The 16,183-nt window shown below is 66.3% G+C and carries 15 protein-coding genes and 1 pseudogene; 8 read left to right on the forward strand and 8 right to left on the reverse strand.

Features of this window, described 5'->3' with window-relative positions; translation table 11 throughout:
- Nucleotides 1–58: 58 nt before the first annotated feature.
- The 3 genes from ABZS43_RS28995 to ABZS43_RS29005 form a co-directional block, all read right to left on the reverse strand.
- Nucleotides 59–688, reverse strand: coding sequence for a glyoxalase (locus tag ABZS43_RS28995; RefSeq protein ID WP_355039154.1), 630 nt, complete (start codon nucleotides 686–688; stop codon nucleotides 59–61).
- Between the two features lie 79 nt (nucleotides 689–767).
- Complete coding sequence (locus tag ABZS43_RS29000) at nucleotides 768–1,829, reverse strand: LLM class flavin-dependent oxidoreductase (RefSeq protein WP_355039155.1); 1,062 nt, start codon at nucleotides 1,827–1,829, stop codon at nucleotides 768–770.
- A gap of 244 nt (nucleotides 1,830–2,073) precedes the next feature.
- A complete protein-coding gene (locus ABZS43_RS29005; RefSeq protein WP_355039156.1) occupies nucleotides 2,074–3,072 on the reverse strand; it encodes a superoxide dismutase in 999 nt (332 codons plus the stop codon).
- A 123-nt stretch (nucleotides 3,073–3,195) separates the two neighbouring features.
- Between ABZS43_RS29005 and ABZS43_RS29010 the strand changes: the two genes are divergently transcribed.
- On the forward strand, nucleotides 3,196–3,660 hold the full coding sequence (locus ABZS43_RS29010; RefSeq protein WP_355039157.1) for a MarR family transcriptional regulator: 465 nt from the start codon (nucleotides 3,196–3,198) through the stop codon (nucleotides 3,658–3,660).
- 254 nt (nucleotides 3,661–3,914) lie between these two features.
- A complete protein-coding gene (locus ABZS43_RS29015; protein ID WP_355039158.1) occupies nucleotides 3,915–4,826 on the forward strand; it encodes an SGNH/GDSL hydrolase family protein in 912 nt (303 codons plus the stop codon).
- A 52-nt stretch (nucleotides 4,827–4,878) separates the two neighbouring features.
- Here ABZS43_RS29015 and ABZS43_RS29020 read toward each other — a convergent pair whose 3' ends face one another.
- The 3 genes from ABZS43_RS29020 to ABZS43_RS29030 all read right to left on the reverse strand — a co-directional run bounded on the left by ABZS43_RS29020 (nucleotide 4,879) and on the right by ABZS43_RS29030 (nucleotide 7,783).
- Nucleotides 4,879–5,889 (reverse strand): LLM class flavin-dependent oxidoreductase, encoded by a 1,011-nt coding sequence (locus ABZS43_RS29020; RefSeq protein WP_355039159.1) that lies wholly within the window; start codon nucleotides 5,887–5,889, stop codon nucleotides 4,879–4,881.
- Nucleotides 5,890–5,976: 87 nt separating this feature from the next.
- A complete protein-coding gene (locus ABZS43_RS29025) occupies nucleotides 5,977–6,912 on the reverse strand; it encodes an undecaprenyl-diphosphate phosphatase (RefSeq protein ID WP_355039160.1) in 936 nt (311 codons plus the stop codon).
- Between the two features lie 265 nt (nucleotides 6,913–7,177).
- Entirely contained in the window at nucleotides 7,178–7,783 is a 606-nt protein-coding gene (locus ABZS43_RS29030; RefSeq protein WP_355039161.1) for a TetR/AcrR family transcriptional regulator, read from the reverse strand.
- A 61-nt stretch (nucleotides 7,784–7,844) separates the two neighbouring features.
- On the opposite strand from ABZS43_RS29030, the gene ABZS43_RS29035 reads away from it, so the two are divergent.
- The 6 genes from ABZS43_RS29035 to arsA all read left to right on the forward strand — a co-directional run bounded on the left by ABZS43_RS29035 (nucleotide 7,845) and on the right by arsA (nucleotide 12,990).
- Nucleotides 7,845–8,006: a hypothetical protein gene (locus ABZS43_RS29035; RefSeq protein ID WP_355039162.1), complete on the forward strand. Its 162-nt coding sequence runs from the start codon at nucleotides 7,845–7,847 to the stop codon at nucleotides 8,004–8,006.
- Nucleotides 8,003–9,040 carry a dihydrodipicolinate reductase gene (locus ABZS43_RS29040; RefSeq protein ID WP_355039163.1) on the forward strand — a complete coding sequence of 346 codons (1,038 nt, stop codon included), beginning with the start codon at nucleotides 8,003–8,005 and terminating at the stop codon, nucleotides 9,038–9,040. Before ABZS43_RS29035 ends, ABZS43_RS29040 begins: the two co-directional genes overlap by 4 nt.
- A 244-nt stretch (nucleotides 9,041–9,284) precedes the next feature.
- The gene (locus tag ABZS43_RS29045; RefSeq protein ID WP_355039164.1) at nucleotides 9,285–9,662 is read left to right on the forward strand and encodes a metalloregulator ArsR/SmtB family transcription factor; all 378 of its coding nucleotides are present in this window, start codon (nucleotides 9,285–9,287) and stop codon (nucleotides 9,660–9,662) included.
- Complete coding sequence (arsB, locus tag ABZS43_RS29050; protein WP_355039165.1) at nucleotides 9,659–10,744, forward strand: ACR3 family arsenite efflux transporter; 1,086 nt, start codon at nucleotides 9,659–9,661, stop codon at nucleotides 10,742–10,744. The genes ABZS43_RS29045 and arsB overlap by 4 nt, the downstream gene beginning before the upstream one ends.
- A gap of 14 nt (nucleotides 10,745–10,758) precedes the next feature.
- Nucleotides 10,759–11,169, forward strand: coding sequence for an arsenate reductase ArsC (locus ABZS43_RS29055; protein WP_355039166.1), 411 nt, complete (start codon nucleotides 10,759–10,761; stop codon nucleotides 11,167–11,169).
- 21 nt (nucleotides 11,170–11,190) lie between these two features.
- Entirely contained in the window at nucleotides 11,191–12,990 is a 1,800-nt protein-coding gene (arsA, locus tag ABZS43_RS29060) for an arsenical pump-driving ATPase (RefSeq protein WP_355039167.1), read from the forward strand.
- Between the two features lie 232 nt (nucleotides 12,991–13,222).
- Here arsA and katG read toward each other — a convergent pair whose 3' ends face one another.
- Both katG and ABZS43_RS29070 read right to left on the reverse strand, forming a co-directional pair.
- Complete coding sequence (gene katG / locus ABZS43_RS29065; protein WP_355039168.1) at nucleotides 13,223–15,445, reverse strand: catalase/peroxidase HPI; 2,223 nt, start codon at nucleotides 15,443–15,445, stop codon at nucleotides 13,223–13,225.
- Between the two features lie 70 nt (nucleotides 15,446–15,515).
- Nucleotides 15,516–15,683: pseudogene (locus ABZS43_RS29070) on the reverse strand (transcriptional repressor); the annotation flags it as partial.
- Between the last annotated feature and the right edge of the window lie 500 nt (nucleotides 15,684–16,183).

Consider the following 16,183-nt stretch of genomic DNA (forward strand, 5'->3'; position numbering starts at 1 on the left):
CCTGACTCTCCATTTGGAGAATAACATTCTTCAAATGGAGTATGTCAATCTTGCTGGCTCAGACCGCGCCCTCCCACGCGAACCCGTCCGGGTCGGCGAAGGGACCGATCGTGCCGCCGAGGACGATCCGGTGCGACCCGGTGCCCTCCGGCGGGACGCCGGCATCCTTGGCGGCGGCACGGCGCCCGTAGAGCGCCAGTTTGACCGAAGACGGTGGGGTGTCGAACTCGACGTACTTGCCGCCGAAACTCTTCGCCACGGCCAGCCCGCGCTCGACATAGAACTTCTTGGTCGCCTTGACGTCGTCGACCCCGAGCAGCACAACGAAATCATCGACCTCCCTGGTAGCCGGGCCGCTGTCCTTCTTCGATGACGTCGCGATCTTCCAGATCGCCCCGTCGGGAGCCCGCACGACCCCGGCGTAGCCCCAGAAGCTCTTCTTGGCGGGCTTCAGCGTCGTCGCGCCCGCCTCTAGCGCGGTGCCGACGAGGCTGTCGACGGTGCTCGGCTGAGACACCACGAGCGAGAGTATGAAGCCGCGGAAGCCGGTCGTGGGCGCCTCGGTGGCACGGACACGCAACTGGTCGCCGAGGCCGAACGCGGCGGCGTAGAAAGCCGAGGCCGCCACCGGGTCGGAAACCTCCAGGATGACGGACTCGATAGTGGCCTGATCAGTGGTTATGTTCATGGCAGTAACGCTAAGCGCTGCTCGGTGCGCGACGCTTCTCGATTCCTGACCGGTCTGGCTCGCGGTCGGGTTCTCCGGTTCAGGCCGAGACGGCGACACCCTCCGCGGCAGCGGCGGGTGCGGAGGGCGACCAGCCCAGTTCCGGTGCGATCAACTCGACGGTGTCGTGCAGGATCTGCTCGTATTCACCCCGGTGGAATTCGTACGGCAGTTCCAGTCGCAGTTCGGAGACCTGCGCGAGAACCGGATCGGCGCGCAGGCGTTCCACGATCTCCTCGGCGGTCCCGACCAGGTCCGGAGCGAACAGGACTCGCCGCTCGCCCTGGGGAGCCAGGGTGCGCTCATAGCGCGAGGCCGCGTATTGCCGGTAGCGTTCGCGGGTCGTCCGGTCGGCGCTGTCGAACGGCACGATCACGCGCCCGACCGCGACCCTGGCCGGACGCGCCGGGGCGATGCGACGACGGTAGTCATCGATCAGGCCCAGCTGGGCGGTGGCGAAATCGTCACTGCGGTCACCGATCACGATATTGCCGGTGAGCAGGTTCAGCCCGGTCTCACCCGCCCAGCGGACGGACCGAGCGCTGGAGCCGCCGTACCAGATCCGATCGACAAGGCCGGGACTGTACGGCTGGAGCCGGGGACGCTGCGTATTGCCGGGCGAGTGGATCACCGCGTGCTCGTCACCCAGATAGCCGCCGCGCAGATTCTCGATCAGCCGCTCGATCCGACCGTAGGACAGATCGTAGGTACGCCAATCCCCGTCGAAGACGAGGTGTCCCATCAGTTCCGCGTGGGGTGGGGTTCCCGCGCTGAAGCCGGGTTGCAGGCGTCCCTTGGACAGGGCGTCGGCCATGGACAGATCCTCGGCGAGCCGGAACGGGCTCTCGTAGCCGATGGGGATCACGGCGGTCCCCAACTCGATGCGAGCGGTGCGCTGGGCCGCCGCGGCCAGGAATACCGAGGCCGATCCGACGCCGTGTTCGAGATGACGTTGCCGGATCCAGGCGCCGTCGAAACCGAGGCGCTCGCCGTACTCGAACAGTTCGAGCGTGGCCTCGAGCCCGGCGGCGGGGTCGTCGTCGGGATAGTTGCCCGGAGTCAGGAAGGCGAGGGTGCTGATTCGGGGTTCTGCCACGCTCATCGGGCTCACTGACGCTCGTAGGGGTTCGATCGGTCCGTCACTTGTCCACCGGTAGCCATCACGATCTCCATGGCGGATGTGGTGGACAGTGACGATCCGCCGCGTCTTCGATCCCACCGCGCGCCCGCGCGCGGGAACAGGGTTGCGATCAGTCGGAATGCAAAGGGTCAGCACACCGGCTCGATATGGTCCACCGCCGCACGCCGATCGGCGGTGCGCACTTCGTCACCGGTCCGGGACCGCGTCAGATGCCATGGACAGTGACGATCTCGAATGTCGTCGGGGATCCGGGCCCCATCGGCCCGCCCCGATCGAACTGGGAGGCGACCACCAGGGTTCGGTCGGCGATACGCACCAGAGTGGTGGGGATACTCAACGCCGAGTCGGTGACTTCGCCGGTGCGAGTGGCGATTGCGCCGTCATCGGTGACCGACCAGCGGCTGATGGTGTCGATCGTGTTGTGGGCGGCCCACAGGGTGTTGTCACGCAGTTCGAGGCCGTCGCCGTGCGTGAGATCGCCGCCGCGCAGTGTGACCTCGCGGATCGGATCGGCGACGCCGGGAGTGAGGGCTATGCGGTACAACTCGCCGGAGACCATGTCCACGACGAGCAGGTAGTTTCCGGCGGGGTCCGCGACGATGCCGTTGAGGTAGAACGCGCCGCGATCGCGTGCGAGGGCATCGCTGAGGTCGAATTGTGTTGTCAGAGCGGCGGGCACCCCGCGTGCGCCGGCCTCGCGCACTTGATCCGGGGTGACCCGGTAGACGACGCCGCCTACCGAGTCGGTCAGGTAGGCGGTGCCGTCCGGGGCGATGGCGAGATCGTTGACGAATCGAGGACCGGCGCCGGGAACATCGAAGCGGGCGATCAAGTTTCGGCTCGCGATGTCGTAGACGGCGACGCCCCTGGTGGAATCGGTCACCCACAGCCGTCCGGCGCGATCGACCTTCAGCCCGTTCGCGGTGTGGCGGCCGTCGGCGCCCTCGGGGAGAAAGATTTCGGCCTCGGTGGCGCCTGGAGCAGCGCGGTAGACAGCGCCCGTGGCGTAGGAGCCGACATAGCTGTCTCCCGTGCGCGGATCGACGGCGATGCCCTCCGGATAGATGTGATCGCCCGGCAGTTCGTAGGCGGTTTCGACCGTGTTCGGCGCGTTGCGCGAGTCGCAGGCGGCCGCGACCAGGGCGATGAGGGTGGATGCCATGGCGACGGCGAGGCGACGGCGAAAGCGAGTGTGGGACAACATGACCCTGTCTCCGAGAGTTCGAATCATCAAGTGAAGTCACATCATGCGACGAGCACGAATATAAATTAGAGTTCTAATATTCGTCAAGGATCGAATCAGGAAGTGGGCAGATACCATGCGTTCATGACGTCCATGCCGCCCGCCGAGCGCCTCGGGTCCTATATCAAGCGCGCCGAGCAAGCCCTCACCGTGGCCAAGAACGCCGCGCTGAAACCGGTGGGCGTCACCGTGCCGCAGTATTCGGTGCTGCTGTTCCTCACCGAGAATCCAGGTATCTCGGCCGCCGCGCTGGCCCGCCTGTGCGGCGTCACACCGCCGACCATGAATACGATCCTGACCAATCTGCAGGAACGCGGTCTCATCGAACGCAGCCCGCACGAGTGGCACCGGAATGTGCTGGAGACCCGTCTCACCGAACGCGGTGCGGCCGTGATGCGGGATGCGGATACGCGCGCGATCCGCGTGGAACGCGCGGTGGGCGCGGCATTCACCGACGCCGAACGCGCCACCCTGCAGGAGTTGCTGACGCGTTGCGCCGATGCCTTCGACAGCGTTCGCGCCGAGACGATCGCGGACTCCACGCCCTAGCCGGCGCTTCATCGAGCAACGCGGGGGCGGGTTGGGGTTTCGAATCATGGTGCGCCGAGCCGTCGCTCCGGAACGGATAGGGTGGTCCACTCACCGAACACACGCACGACAACCGAGCTCAGCGTCCGATTTCGATGAAAGACCTGTCACCGCAATGAGCAACAACCGCACACTGTCAGTCACGGCCGCTACGGCTCCCGACCCAGAATCCACGGCCCGCACCTGGCTCGCCGAGCAGTAGCCGCTGATCGACGGTGTACAGCAAGATCGAAACACGTTTCACAAGCCGGTGGCTTCCTGGATTCGGACTGATCGCGGCCGCACTCGCGCTCATCGTCAGCAGTTGTCCGCGAACGGATAACGCCATCGAATATGTCGGAACGAACAGCGTCATCGAGTATGTGGCGTTGGGGGACTCCCGGGCAGCGGCACCCGACAAGGTCGTCGGCCCCGGACTCGATGGCTGCGGACGCAGCGCGAACGGCTATCCCGTGCAGATCGCCGACCTGATCCGACCGACGTCCTTCACCGATATGTCGTGCGCGGGAGCCACCTCGCCGAACATCTTGACCACCGCGCAGGTCACGACGAGCCCCGATGGCCGCAGGCATGACGCGACACCTCAGATCTCCGCGCTCAGCGCGCGGACGACTCTGGTGACGATCAGCATCGGCGGCAACGATCTGAGGTGGTGGGACCTGGTTTCGCCATGCTTCCCGCCGGAGCAGAACACCGACGCGAAATGCAGGCTCGATTCCGGTGTGCAGGACCGCGTCGACCGGAGGCTGACCGAACTCGCCGGGTGGATCGACGCCGACCTCGACGCTGTCGTCGCGAAATCACCGAAGGCCACCGTCGTCGTGGTCGGCCACGGGGGTATCTACGGGCCACGGGGCTGCGGCGCGACGGCCACCTTCAGCGCGCTCGACGCGGCCTGGGTCGCAGACTTCTTCGCCACGATCGATCAGGTTCTGCGTGTGCGGGCCACGGCGCACAATGCCAGATTCGTCGATGTGCGAAACGCCGCGGTCGGGCACGACGCGTGCGCACCTCCGGAGAGTCGATGGTTCGAGGGAAACGTGTCGACCAGTTCGACACCCATCCGGCACCCGACACCGCTCGGCAGCCGCGCCATCGCCACCTTGGTGGTGGACGCGATTCGCTGATCGCGCGTCCGGCACGCTCATCCGACGCGATTGCGGTTCGCGCGTCCGCGATTCAGCGCACCAGTGGGGCCACCTTCTCGCCCAGCAGTTCGATGTTGTGCAGCACCTTCTTGTGCGGCAGCGTGCCGACGCTGGTGTGCAGCATGAAGCGATCCAGGCCGAGAGTGTCGCGGATATCGGCGACCTTCTCCGCCACATAGTCGGGTGAGCCGACGAATAGCGAACCGCTCGGCGAGCGCATCTCATCGAAGGCGGAGCGGGTCATCGGACCCCAACCCCGTTCGCGCCCGATAGTGCTCATCGCCAACGCGTAGGCGTCGTAGAAGTCGGCGACGGCTTGTTCCTCGGTATCGGCGACGTAGCCGTGTGCGTGGACCGCGACGGGCTGCCTGTCGTGGCCGCCCTCGGCGAGCGCGCGATGGTAGAGATCGACCAGCGGCTTGAATCGCGCGGGTTGTCCGCCGATGATCGCGATAGCGAGTGGCAGGCCGAGCAGACCCGCGCGGACCACCGATTCCGGGCTGCCGCCGACGGCGATCCACACCGGCAGTGGCCGATTGTCGGTGCGCGGGTAGACAATCGCGTCGGTCAGCGGGGCACGGAACTTCCCGGCCCAGGTCACGGGCTTCTCCTCGCGCAGGTGCAGTAACAGCGCCAGTTTCTCCTCGAAGACCTCGTCATAGTCGCCGAGATCCAAGCCGAACAGCGGAAAGCTCTCGGTGAAGGAACCTCGCCCTGCCATCAGCTCGGCGCGTCCGTTCGAGAGGCCGTCCAGAGTGGCGAACTCCTGGTAGGCGCGCACCGGATCGGCGGAGCTGAGTACCGTCACCGCGCTGGTCAGCTGGATCCGCCGCGTGCGTCCGGCGATGGCGGCCAGCACCACCGCCGGTGCGGAGGCCGCGAAATCCTCGCGGTGGTGTTCTCCGACGCCGTAGACGTCGAGCCCGGCCCGCTCCACGGCGACCGCCTCGTCGACGACCTCGCGCAACCGTTCGGCGGCGGTCGGCGCTGCCTGTCCGCCGACGGGGTACAGCTCGGCGAATGTCGTAAGTCCCAGTTCCACGAGGTCGCACCCTCCCAAGAAGTTTCTATGTCAACTACTGAGCGGGAACGAACCGCTGGCCGCGAATATTCCGGTCCCGGCGGCGATTCAGATGAACCGGACAATCGAGACCAACCCGATGACCACGCAGTACACCGCGAACGGCAGTAACGTCCTGGTCTGGAAGTACCGCTCCAGGAACCGCACGGCAAGCCACGACGACACCCCGGACACGATGGCGCCGACCAGCACCGGCCCGCGGATGCCATCGGTCTGCGGCCCGACCAACTCGGGCGTCTCCAGTACCCCCGCGCCGAGGATCGCCGGAGTCGCGAGCAGGAAAGCGAATTTGGCCGCGTGTTCGTGTTCGAGACCGCGCCACAGACCGCCGACCATGGCGAGCCCCGCCCGACTGAACCCGGTCAGCAGCGCGCCGACTTGTACGAAGCCGATGCCGACGGCGTCCCCGACCCCGAGGGCGGCCAGCGGCCGGTCGGATTGGCGGCGAGTTCGCGCCGCGGCGAGAACCCTCGTCCCGGCCTCTCGCCGGGCGAACCGTCGCCCGTATTCCGCCAGCGTCGGCTCATTACGTCGGCGCAACCCCTCCCCCGCGATCAGCACGACACCATTGAGCACCAGAAACACGCCGGCGCAGATCGGCGCCGCGAACAGCGCGTGCAGTGGATGTTGCAGCAACGGTCCGAGAACAGCGACCGGAACGGTGGCGATCACGATCAGCAACGCCAACCGCTGCGCGACGGTGTCCAGACGCCCGGTCCGAACCGTGGCGATGAAACCCGCGACGATCGCATACCAGTCCCGCCAATAGTGGGCGAGCAGCGCCACGGCCGTTCCCACATGCAAGGCGACCACAAACGCCAGATACGGTGTGCCCGTGCTCGACTCGCCCTGTGTGACCAGATTCTGCCAATCACCTCCGAGCCACGCCGCGATCAACACCGAATGCCCGAGGCTCGAAATCGGGAACAGTTCGGTGAAGCCCTGCACCGCGCCGATGACAGTCGCTTGAAAGTAGGTGAGCATCGCTAACGAGTCTCGCACGCACACAACGCGGACCTCGCCGGCCCCCGGACGCGGACCGATATGCCCGAATCTCCTTTCCCTCAGAGACTTTCATTTCACATCCACCCCGCCCGATCGCCTGTGCGGGTAAGACTTCCCGCGCAGGATGGGCTCGGGTGGAAACGCACGGGATATCGATCCACCGGCGTTCTTCGGGGGCCGCTCTCGGGGGCCGAACCCTACACCGGCGCACCAATTCGCGCGATCCGATGTCGACGGCTTCTTGCTAGCGCTGATGGAAGCCGCTACCCGCGATACCGGTCAGCAACGAGTGGATCGAGTCGGAGATCACGTGATCATCGAGCGGATCTATCATTCCGTTGTTGGCCAGGGTCGCCAGGCCGTGCAGCGTCGCGAAGATCAACGTCCCGATTCGGCGCACCTCCCCCGGCGCCAATTCGCCACTCGCCTGCCCTCTTTCGACGAGGCCGCGTACCGGCGCGAAACTCGCCTCGCGCGCCCTGACCAGCGCCTCGGGAGCCTGAGCGAGGTATCGGCTCCGCGACATCAGATCCACCAACGCCGGACTGGCGGTGGCGAACCCGATATAACTCACCGCGACGGCTGTCAGCATGTCGGCGAAGTCGCGGCCGTCGGGTTCGGCCGCCCTTGCCAATTCGGCGCCCAGGCGCTGGAAACCCGCTTCGACGAGGGCGTCGAGGAGCGCGGCCTTGTCCTCGAAGTGGCGGCGCGGCGATCCGTAACTGACTCCGACGTCGCGGGCGAGTTCCCGCAGCGATAACCCGTCGACCCCCGACACCCGCAGAGTGGCTTCGGCCTGCGCGAGCAGGGCCGCGCGAAGGTTGCCGTGATGGTAGCGACGCTCGGGCATATCCGGCGATAATACAATGTTGTCATTGACAGCATTATCGGGCCCTGCCTATATTCCCGATGTGAGCCGAGTCATAGGACACCCGCGGTCCACCGCGACAGACGCCATGCCGCACGGCCACGCCGAGTGCAACGTCAACATACCGGCCGACAAGGAGAACATCGACGTGATGACAGGTATGGTGCGCAGTTCCGGCGTGCCGGTGAGCGCGAGCCCCGCATGACGAACGCGAATCACCGTGTGGTGCAGTGGGCCACCGGCAACATCGGACGCAAGGCGCTACGCGGAATCATCGAACACCCGTCGATGACGTTGGCCGGGGTGCATGTCTACGACCAGGACAAGGTCGGTCTCGACGCCGGTGAACTCTGCGGACTCGACGCCCTCGGGGTCGCCACCACCGGACGGATCGAGGACGTACTGGCAGCGGGTGCCGACTGCGTGCTCTACATGCCACGGATGTTCGACCTCGACGAGGTGTGCCGACTGTTGGAGTCCGGCTCGAATATCGTGACGACGTGCGGTCAGTTCCACCATCCGCCGAGCATGGACGCGACGACGCGGGCCAGGGTCGAAGCGGCCTGCCAGGCCGGTGGCACATCGATTCACAGCACCGGAAGTAGCCCCGGCTTCATCTCCGAGGCCGTGCCACTGGTACTGACGTCCATCCAGCGCCGGTTGGACACGATCGTCATCGACGAGTACGCGGACCTGTCGCAACGAAATTCGCCCGAGATGTTGTTCGACCTCATGGGTTTCGGCCGTGACCTGGCTCCGTTCGAGCAATTCCGCGCCGACTACCTGCGCTCCAGCTTCGGGCCATCGCTTCGTTTGACAGCCGACGCGATCGGCATGCCGTTGGACGAGGTGACCGCCAGCGGGGAATTGGCGACCACACCACGCGAAATCCAGATCGCCGCGGGCACACTGAAAGCCGGATCGGTTGCCGCGCAACGCATCACCATCACCGGCCGGCGCGATGGGCACGAGCTCATCACCTTCCGCGCGACCTGGTACACCACCACCGATCTCGATCCGGCGTGGGAGGTCCACGACACCGGGTGGCATGTCGCCGTGCACGGCGACGCCCCCTTGGACGTCGCGTTGAGGATGCCGGTGCCGCTCGAGCACATGGCCGAGACCTCGCCGGGGTACACGGCCAACCGCGCGGTGAATCTCGTCGCGGCAGTGTGCGCGGCGGCACCGGGAATCCGATCGACACTGGATTTGCCCTCGACCACCGCGGTCTTCGGCTGACGACCGATCCGGATACCGGCAATTCGCGGGACAGGTGCCCGCGAATTGCCGGATACGCACACCAGGCCTGTCGGACGGAAAACGAACGGGGTCGCGCGGTACCGTCCAACCGATGCGCAGGACACTTTCGATACGGTTCGTCGGGCCGAGTGCGGCGATCGAGATATGTCCATCGGCGGCATATCCGCAGCGTTCACCGCACGTTTGCTTGCAGTCCCGTATAGATATCAGTCAATATAGGTATATGTCGAAGTCGAAGCTGCCGATCGTACCGGTCCAGGCATGTTCCGGATCGCCACTGGTGCGTGAACCACTGACCGGCTCGGCCGCGGCCGAGTTGGCGAGCGTGTTCAGGGCGCTGTCGGATCCGGTGCGGCTGCGACTGCTCAGCGCGATCGCGTCCCGCGCCGGACAAGAGGCGTGCGTATGCGATCTCTCCGAAGGCATCGACCTCACCCAGCCCACGATCTCCCACCATCTGAAGGTGCTGCGAGAGGCGGGTCTCCTGGAATCCGAACGCCGCGCTTCCTGGGTCTACTATCGGGTGGTACCCGAAGCGCTGCAACGGCTCTCGAATGTGCTGCTCGTCGAGAGTGGTACCGTGGCCGGAGTGGCCTCGTGAGCGTGGGCACCGCTACCGGCGAGCAGGGTGTAGTCGCGAAACTGTCGACCCTGGACCGATTCCTGCCGGTGTGGATCGGTGTCGCGATGGCCGCCGGACTGCTCCTCGGTCGCCTGATCCCCGGACTCGGCGACGCGTTGAGCGCGGTCGAGATCGACGGGATCTCGCTGCCGATCGCCATCGGGTTGCTGATCATGATGTATCCCGTGTTGGCGAAGGTGCGCTACGACCGCCTGGACTCCGTCACCGGCGACCGCCGACTCCTGGTGGGTTCGCTGGTATCGAACTGGCTCCTGGGTCCGGCGTTGATGTTCGCGCTGGCGTGGCTGCTGCTTCCGGATCTGCCCGAGTACCGGACCGGGTTGATCATTGTCGGGCTGGCCCGCTGTATCGCGATGGTCATCATCTGGAACGACCTGGCGTGCGGAGACCGTGAGGCCGCCGCGGTGCTGGTCGCGTTGAACTCGGTCTTCCAGGTGATCATGTTCGCCGTGCTCGGCTGGTTCTACCTCTCGGTGCTGCCCGGATGGCTCGGCCTCGAACAGACCACGATCGACACCTCACCGTGGCAGATCGCGAAATCGGTGCTGATCTTCCTCGGCATACCCCTCCTCGCCGGCTACCTGACCCGCCGCCTGGGTGAACGCGCGAAAGGCCGCGACTGGTACGAGTCGACGCTGCTGCCCACGATCGGGCCGTGGGCGCTGTACGGATTGCTGTTCACGATCGTGATCCTGTTCGCGCTGCAAGGAAAGCAGATCACGTCCCAGCCCCTCGATGTCGTGCGGATCGCCCTCCCGCTGCTGGCCTATTTCGCGATCATGTGGGGCGGCGGATACCTCCTCGGCGCCGTCATGGGAATAGGGTACGAGCGCACCACCACGCTGGCTTTCACCGCGGCGGGCAACAACTTCGAACTCGCCATCGCCGTCGCGATCGCCACCTATGGCGCGACCTCCGGGCAAGCCTTGGCCGGAGTCGTCGGTCCCCTCATCGAAGTTCCCGTCCTGGTCGGCTTGGTCTATGTCTCCCTGGCCCTGCGGAAACGATTCCGGCCCGCCACCGCCCCCGCTCTCCCCTGAAAGGTTTCGCCTCCATGGCCGACAAACCCAGCGTCCTGTTCGTCTGCGTCCACAACGCCGGTCGCTCCCAGATGGCCGCCGGATTCCTGGCCCACCTGGCCGGGGACGCCATCGAGGTTCGCTCGGCGGGTAGCGCACCGGCCGACTCGGTGAATCCGGCCGCGGTCGAGGCCATGGCCGAGCTGGGTATAGATATCTCCGACCAGTCTCCGAAGATCCTCACCTTCGACGCCGTCGAGTCCTCGGACGTGGTGATCACCATGGGCTGCGGTGACACCTGCCCGGTGTTTCCCGGTGTCAGCTACCGCGACTGGGTGCTCGAGGACCCCGCGGGCAAAGGTGTCGAGTCGGTGCGCCCGATCCGCGACGAGATCGAGTCTCGCGTCCAGGATCTCATTGCCGAACTGCTGCCCGCCCGCACCTGAGCGTCGAGGAGAATGGATGAGATGAATTTCCTCGACAGTGCGCCGCGGTTCATGTTCTTCACCGGCAAGGGCGGGGTCGGAAAGACTTCGATCGCCTGCGCGGCGGCGGTCCGGCTCGCCCGTGCGGGCCGGAAGGTGCTGCTGGTCTCGACCGACCCGGCATCGAACGTCGGCCAGGTGTTCGGGGTATCGATCGGCAACACCGTGACCGGCATCGATGGAGTTCCCGGCCTGTGGGCACTCGAAATCGATCCCGACCAGGCGGTACAGGCCTATCGGGAACGCGTCATCGCGCCCATGCGCGGCGTGCTGCCCCAGGACGATATCGCGTCGATGACCGAGCAGCTGTCGGGCTCGTGTACCACCGAGATCGCCTCGTTCAACGAGTTCACCGCCCTGCTCACCGACGAGACGAGCGGCTACGATCACGTGCTGTTCGACACCGCCCCCACCGGGCACACCATCCGCCTGCTGCAGCTGCCGGGCAACTGGAGCGAATTCCTCACCGGCGGCGGCGACGCGAGCTGCCTCGGGCCCCTGTCCGGACTGGATAAGCAGAAAGCCGTCTACGCCGCCGCGGTCGCGGCGCTGGCCGACCCGCACCGCACCCGCCTCGTTCTCGTAGCACGGCCGTCGCGGTCCGCGCTGGCCGAAATCGCCCGCACCCGAACCGAACTCGGCAATGTCGGACTCAGCAACCAGTACGTGGTGATCAACGGCGTCCTGCCCGACGCCACCGACACCACCGATCCGCTCGCCGCCGCGATCCACCGCCGCGAACTCACCGCCATCGACACCATGCCCGCGGGGGTCCGCGACCTGCCACGTGATCTGGTAGAGCTCAAAGCCACCAATATCGTCGGCACCGATACCCTGACCACTCTGTTCGACCGCACACCACCCGAGCCGACCCCGGCAGTGGCGCCGACGATCGTTCCGGCGCTGGCCGACGCGCCGCTGGCGCGACTGGTCGACGACATCGAGCGCGACGGGCCGTGCCTGATCATGTCCATGGGCAAGGGCGGGGTCGGTAAGACCACCGTCGCGGCGGCGGTCGCTGTCGCGCTGGCCGAACGCGGCCACGACGTGCACCTGTCGACCACCGATCCCGCGACCGACCTCGCCGAGACCGTCGGCGGCAGCCTCGAACACCTGACGGTCTCGCGCATCGACCCCGCCGAGGCCGTCGCCGACTACCGGGCCCGGGTGATGGCGGGCAAAGGCGCAGCCCTCGATGCCGAAGGCCGCGCCGCGCTCGCCGAGGACCTGCGTTCCCCGTGCACCGACGAAGTCGCTGTCTTCCAAGCGTTCTCACATATCATCGCCGAATCACGGCGCCGGTTCGTCGTCATCGACACCGCACCCACCGGCCACACCGTGCTGCTGCTCGATGCCACCGGCTCCTACCACCGCGACATCGTGCGCCAGATGGCACCAGGCACCCGGTTCGTCACCCCCCTGATGCGGCTACAGGACCCCACCGCCACCAAGGTTCTCCTCGTCACCCTGCCCGAAACCACCCCGGTCCTCGAGGCCACCGACCTGCAAGCCGACCTCGAACGCGCGGGCATCCACCCCTGGGCCTGGATCATCGACAACAGTCTCGCCGCCGCGGCCCCCGTCGACCCGCTGCTGCGCCGCCGCGCCGCCGCCGAACTCGAGCAGATCCGCCGGGTCACCACCCACACCCATCGTTACGCGGTCATCCCCACCCTCGCCGACGAACCCGTCGGCATCCCCGCCCTCACCGCGCTCACCCACCCGCCGCGACCCGCCACCACGATCCGCCGCGCATCGTCGGCGAATCAGACGATCACCTGACCGGGCGACGATCACACCCGCGCCGATCCGAGCCTCGGTCGCGTGTTCGCGCGCTCGCGCCAGACCAGCCACGCACCACCGATCTCGACGACGGCGACCAAGGCGGCCCGTGCCGCGAGCTGATGCGGACACCGCACGCAGCGCGACGGGACCGGCGAATCTCGGTGTTCGGCGAAGCGGGCACACGTATCCAGGCGGCCCCGAAGGGCCCACCTGGATACGTCGACAGGGATCAGGCGAGGTCGAACCGGTCGTTGTCGACCACCTTGACCCACGCGGCGACGAAGTCGTTCACGAATTTCGCCTCACCGCCACGCTGGGCGTACACCTCGGCGATCGCGCGCAGTACCGAGTGCGACCCGAAGACCAGGTCGTTGGCGGTAGCCGTCCATATGACCTGCCCGGATCCGTCGAAACCTTCGTAGACGTTCTCCGCCGATTCCGACGCCTTCCACTGGGTCTTCTGGTCGAGGAGGTTGACGAAGAAGTCGTTGGTCAGTACTCCGGGCCGGTCGGTGAACACGCCGTGCCGGGTGCCGCCATAGTTCGCTCCCAAGACCCGCAGGCCACCGATGAGCACCGCGAGCTGCGGGGCGGTCACATCCAGCAAGTACGCGCGCTCGAGCAGCAGGCGCTCGAGCGGCGCCTTCTCACCGGCCCGCACATAGTTGCGGAACCCGTCGGCTCGCGGTTCGAGCACAGCGAACGACTCCGCATCGGTGTTCTCCTGCGAGGCGTCGGTCCGCCCCGGCGCGAACGGCACCGTGACATCGTGCCCCGCGTCCTTGGCCGCCTTCTCGACCGCGGCGGACCCCGCCAGGATGATCACGTCGGCGAGCGAGATCTTCTTCCCGCCGGTGGCCGAGCTGTTGAAATCCTGCTGGATCCGCTCGAGTACCGGCAGCACCTGGGCCAGCTGATCGGGTTCGTTGACCTCCCAATTCTTCTGCGGCTCCAGTCGAATTCGGGCTCCGTTGGCGCCGCCGCGCTTATCCGTACTGCGGAAGCTGGCCGCTGAGGACCACGCGGTCTTGACCAACTGCGCCACCGACAGGCCGGACTCGAGGATCTCGCGCTTCAAGGCCGCGGCGTCCTGCTCGTCGATCAGTTCGTGGTCGACGGCGGGAACCGGGTCCTGCCACAGCTGCGGCTCGGCGACCCATGGCCCGAGATATCGGCTGATCGGTCCCATATCGCGGTGCAGCAGTTTGTACCATGCCTTCGCGAACGCCTCGGACAGTTCCTCCGGGTGGTCCAACCAGCGACGGGTGATCTCCCGATAGATCGGATCTTCCCGCAACGCCAGATCCGTCGTCAGCATGGTCGGGGTGCGCGCGGGTCCACCGAACGGCCCAGGAATGGCGCCTTCGCCCGCGCCGTCCTTCGGTTTCCACTGCCACGCCCCGGCGGGGCTCTTGGTCAGTTCCCACTCGTAGCCGTACAGGTTCTGCAGGAAGCCGTTACCCCACCGGGTCGGCGTGGCAGTCCAGACGACCTCCAAACCGCTGGTGATGGCGTCCTCGCCCTTGCCGGTGGCGTAGGAACTCTTCCAGCCGAGGCCCTGCTGCTCGATCGGGGCGGCTTCGGGTTCGGCGCCGACCAGGTCGGGGTCGCCCGCGCCGTGGGTCTTGCCGAAGCTGTGGCCGCCGACGATCAGCGCGGCGGTCTCCTCGTCGTTCATCGCCATGCGGCCGAACGTCTCCCGGATATCCCGCGCGGAGGCCACCGGATCCGGTTGGCCGTTGGGCCCTTCGGGATTCACGTAGATCAAGCCCATCTGGACCGCGCCGAACGGCCCCGACAGTTCACGGTCCCCGCTGTAGCGTTCGTCGCCGAGCCAGGTGTCCTCCGGACCCCAGAAGACCTCCTCCGGCTCCCAAATATCCGGGCGACCGAATCCGAATCCGAAGGTCTCGAACCCCATCGATTCCAGGGCCACGTTGCCTGCGAACACCAGCAGGTCGGCCCACGAGATCGCCGTGCCGTGCTTCTGTTTGACCGGCCACAGCAGTCGGCGAGCCTTGTCCAGGTTGGCGTTGTCCGGCCAGCTGTTGAGTGGCGCGAAGCGCTGGGCGCCCTGTCCGCCGCCGCCGCGGCCGTCGGCGATGCGGTAGGTGCCCGCCGCGTGCCAGCTCATCCGGATGAACAGACCGCCGTAGTTGCCGTAATCGGCGGGCCACCAGTCCTGCGAATCGGTGAGGACCGCCGTGACATCGGCCTTCAGTGCGTCGACGTCGAGTTTCTCGAACTCCGTGGAGTAGTCGAAGTCCGCACCGAGCGGGTTGGCCTTGGACGAATGAGCTTGCAGCACCGAGACATCGATCTGCTCCGGCCACCAGTCCTTATTGGTTCGGGGTCGATGCTCGGTCTTCGGAGTCGGCGACGGGATCGCCGGGTTCTCGCTCTCGCTCCGAGTTTCGGTATCAGGGCTGGTCGGGCTGCTATCGGATGACACGGCATTCCTTCCGTGGATGAGTGATCGGGCTGTGATCACCGAGGTGATCGGGAAGCCTGTGATCCCGTACGGCGGTGCGGGTGTTCAACGAGTCGTACACCGTCTGGTGCGATACCTCGGGCAGAGCGGATCGCACGGCATGGATGATCGGATCCGTGTCGGCGTGCGGGTGCTCACGCACCGCGCTCGGCACCGCGACCCGTGGACGGGTCACGCGTAGCGAAACTCCTCGCAGCATCTGCTGGAACTCCGAGCCGGTCGGCACGCACCGAAGTCTTGTCCGCTTTCTGGAACGAGTCAAGCTTCTGTTCCGAGTGGTTCGACCCCACGGTCCAGCGGCGATGTGGCTCCGGAGCCCTGGACCGCGACGCAGACCCCGCGCAGCCGCCACGCCAAGCGGGACGGGCGGAGGGAGGCTTCCAGATGTGATGCTCTGTTATGAGAATATCGACAGCTTCGGTCAGGCAAAATCGCCCTATCGACCCCTACCGCCCTTGTCACTGTTCAGCCAGGCGAACAAGCCAGGGAGATTCGGCGATCATGCAGTACAGCACCATCAATCGCGTTCGTAGGTCGACGGTTGACAGGCACCGGGCATGCGGGCGTATCAATTTTTCGCAAAGCCGGACAGAACCGCGACGAGCCTGCTAAGTTACTCACTATTCTTATCATCCGACCGGCGTGGCTGGCATAGATCGACCACCCTGCGTCGTCGGGTGGCGCATGAACTCAATGAGG

The sequence above is a fragment of the Nocardia sp. NPDC005366 genome, assembly GCF_040606855.1.
In the GTDB taxonomy this organism is placed as follows: domain Bacteria; phylum Actinomycetota; class Actinomycetes; order Mycobacteriales; family Mycobacteriaceae; genus Nocardia.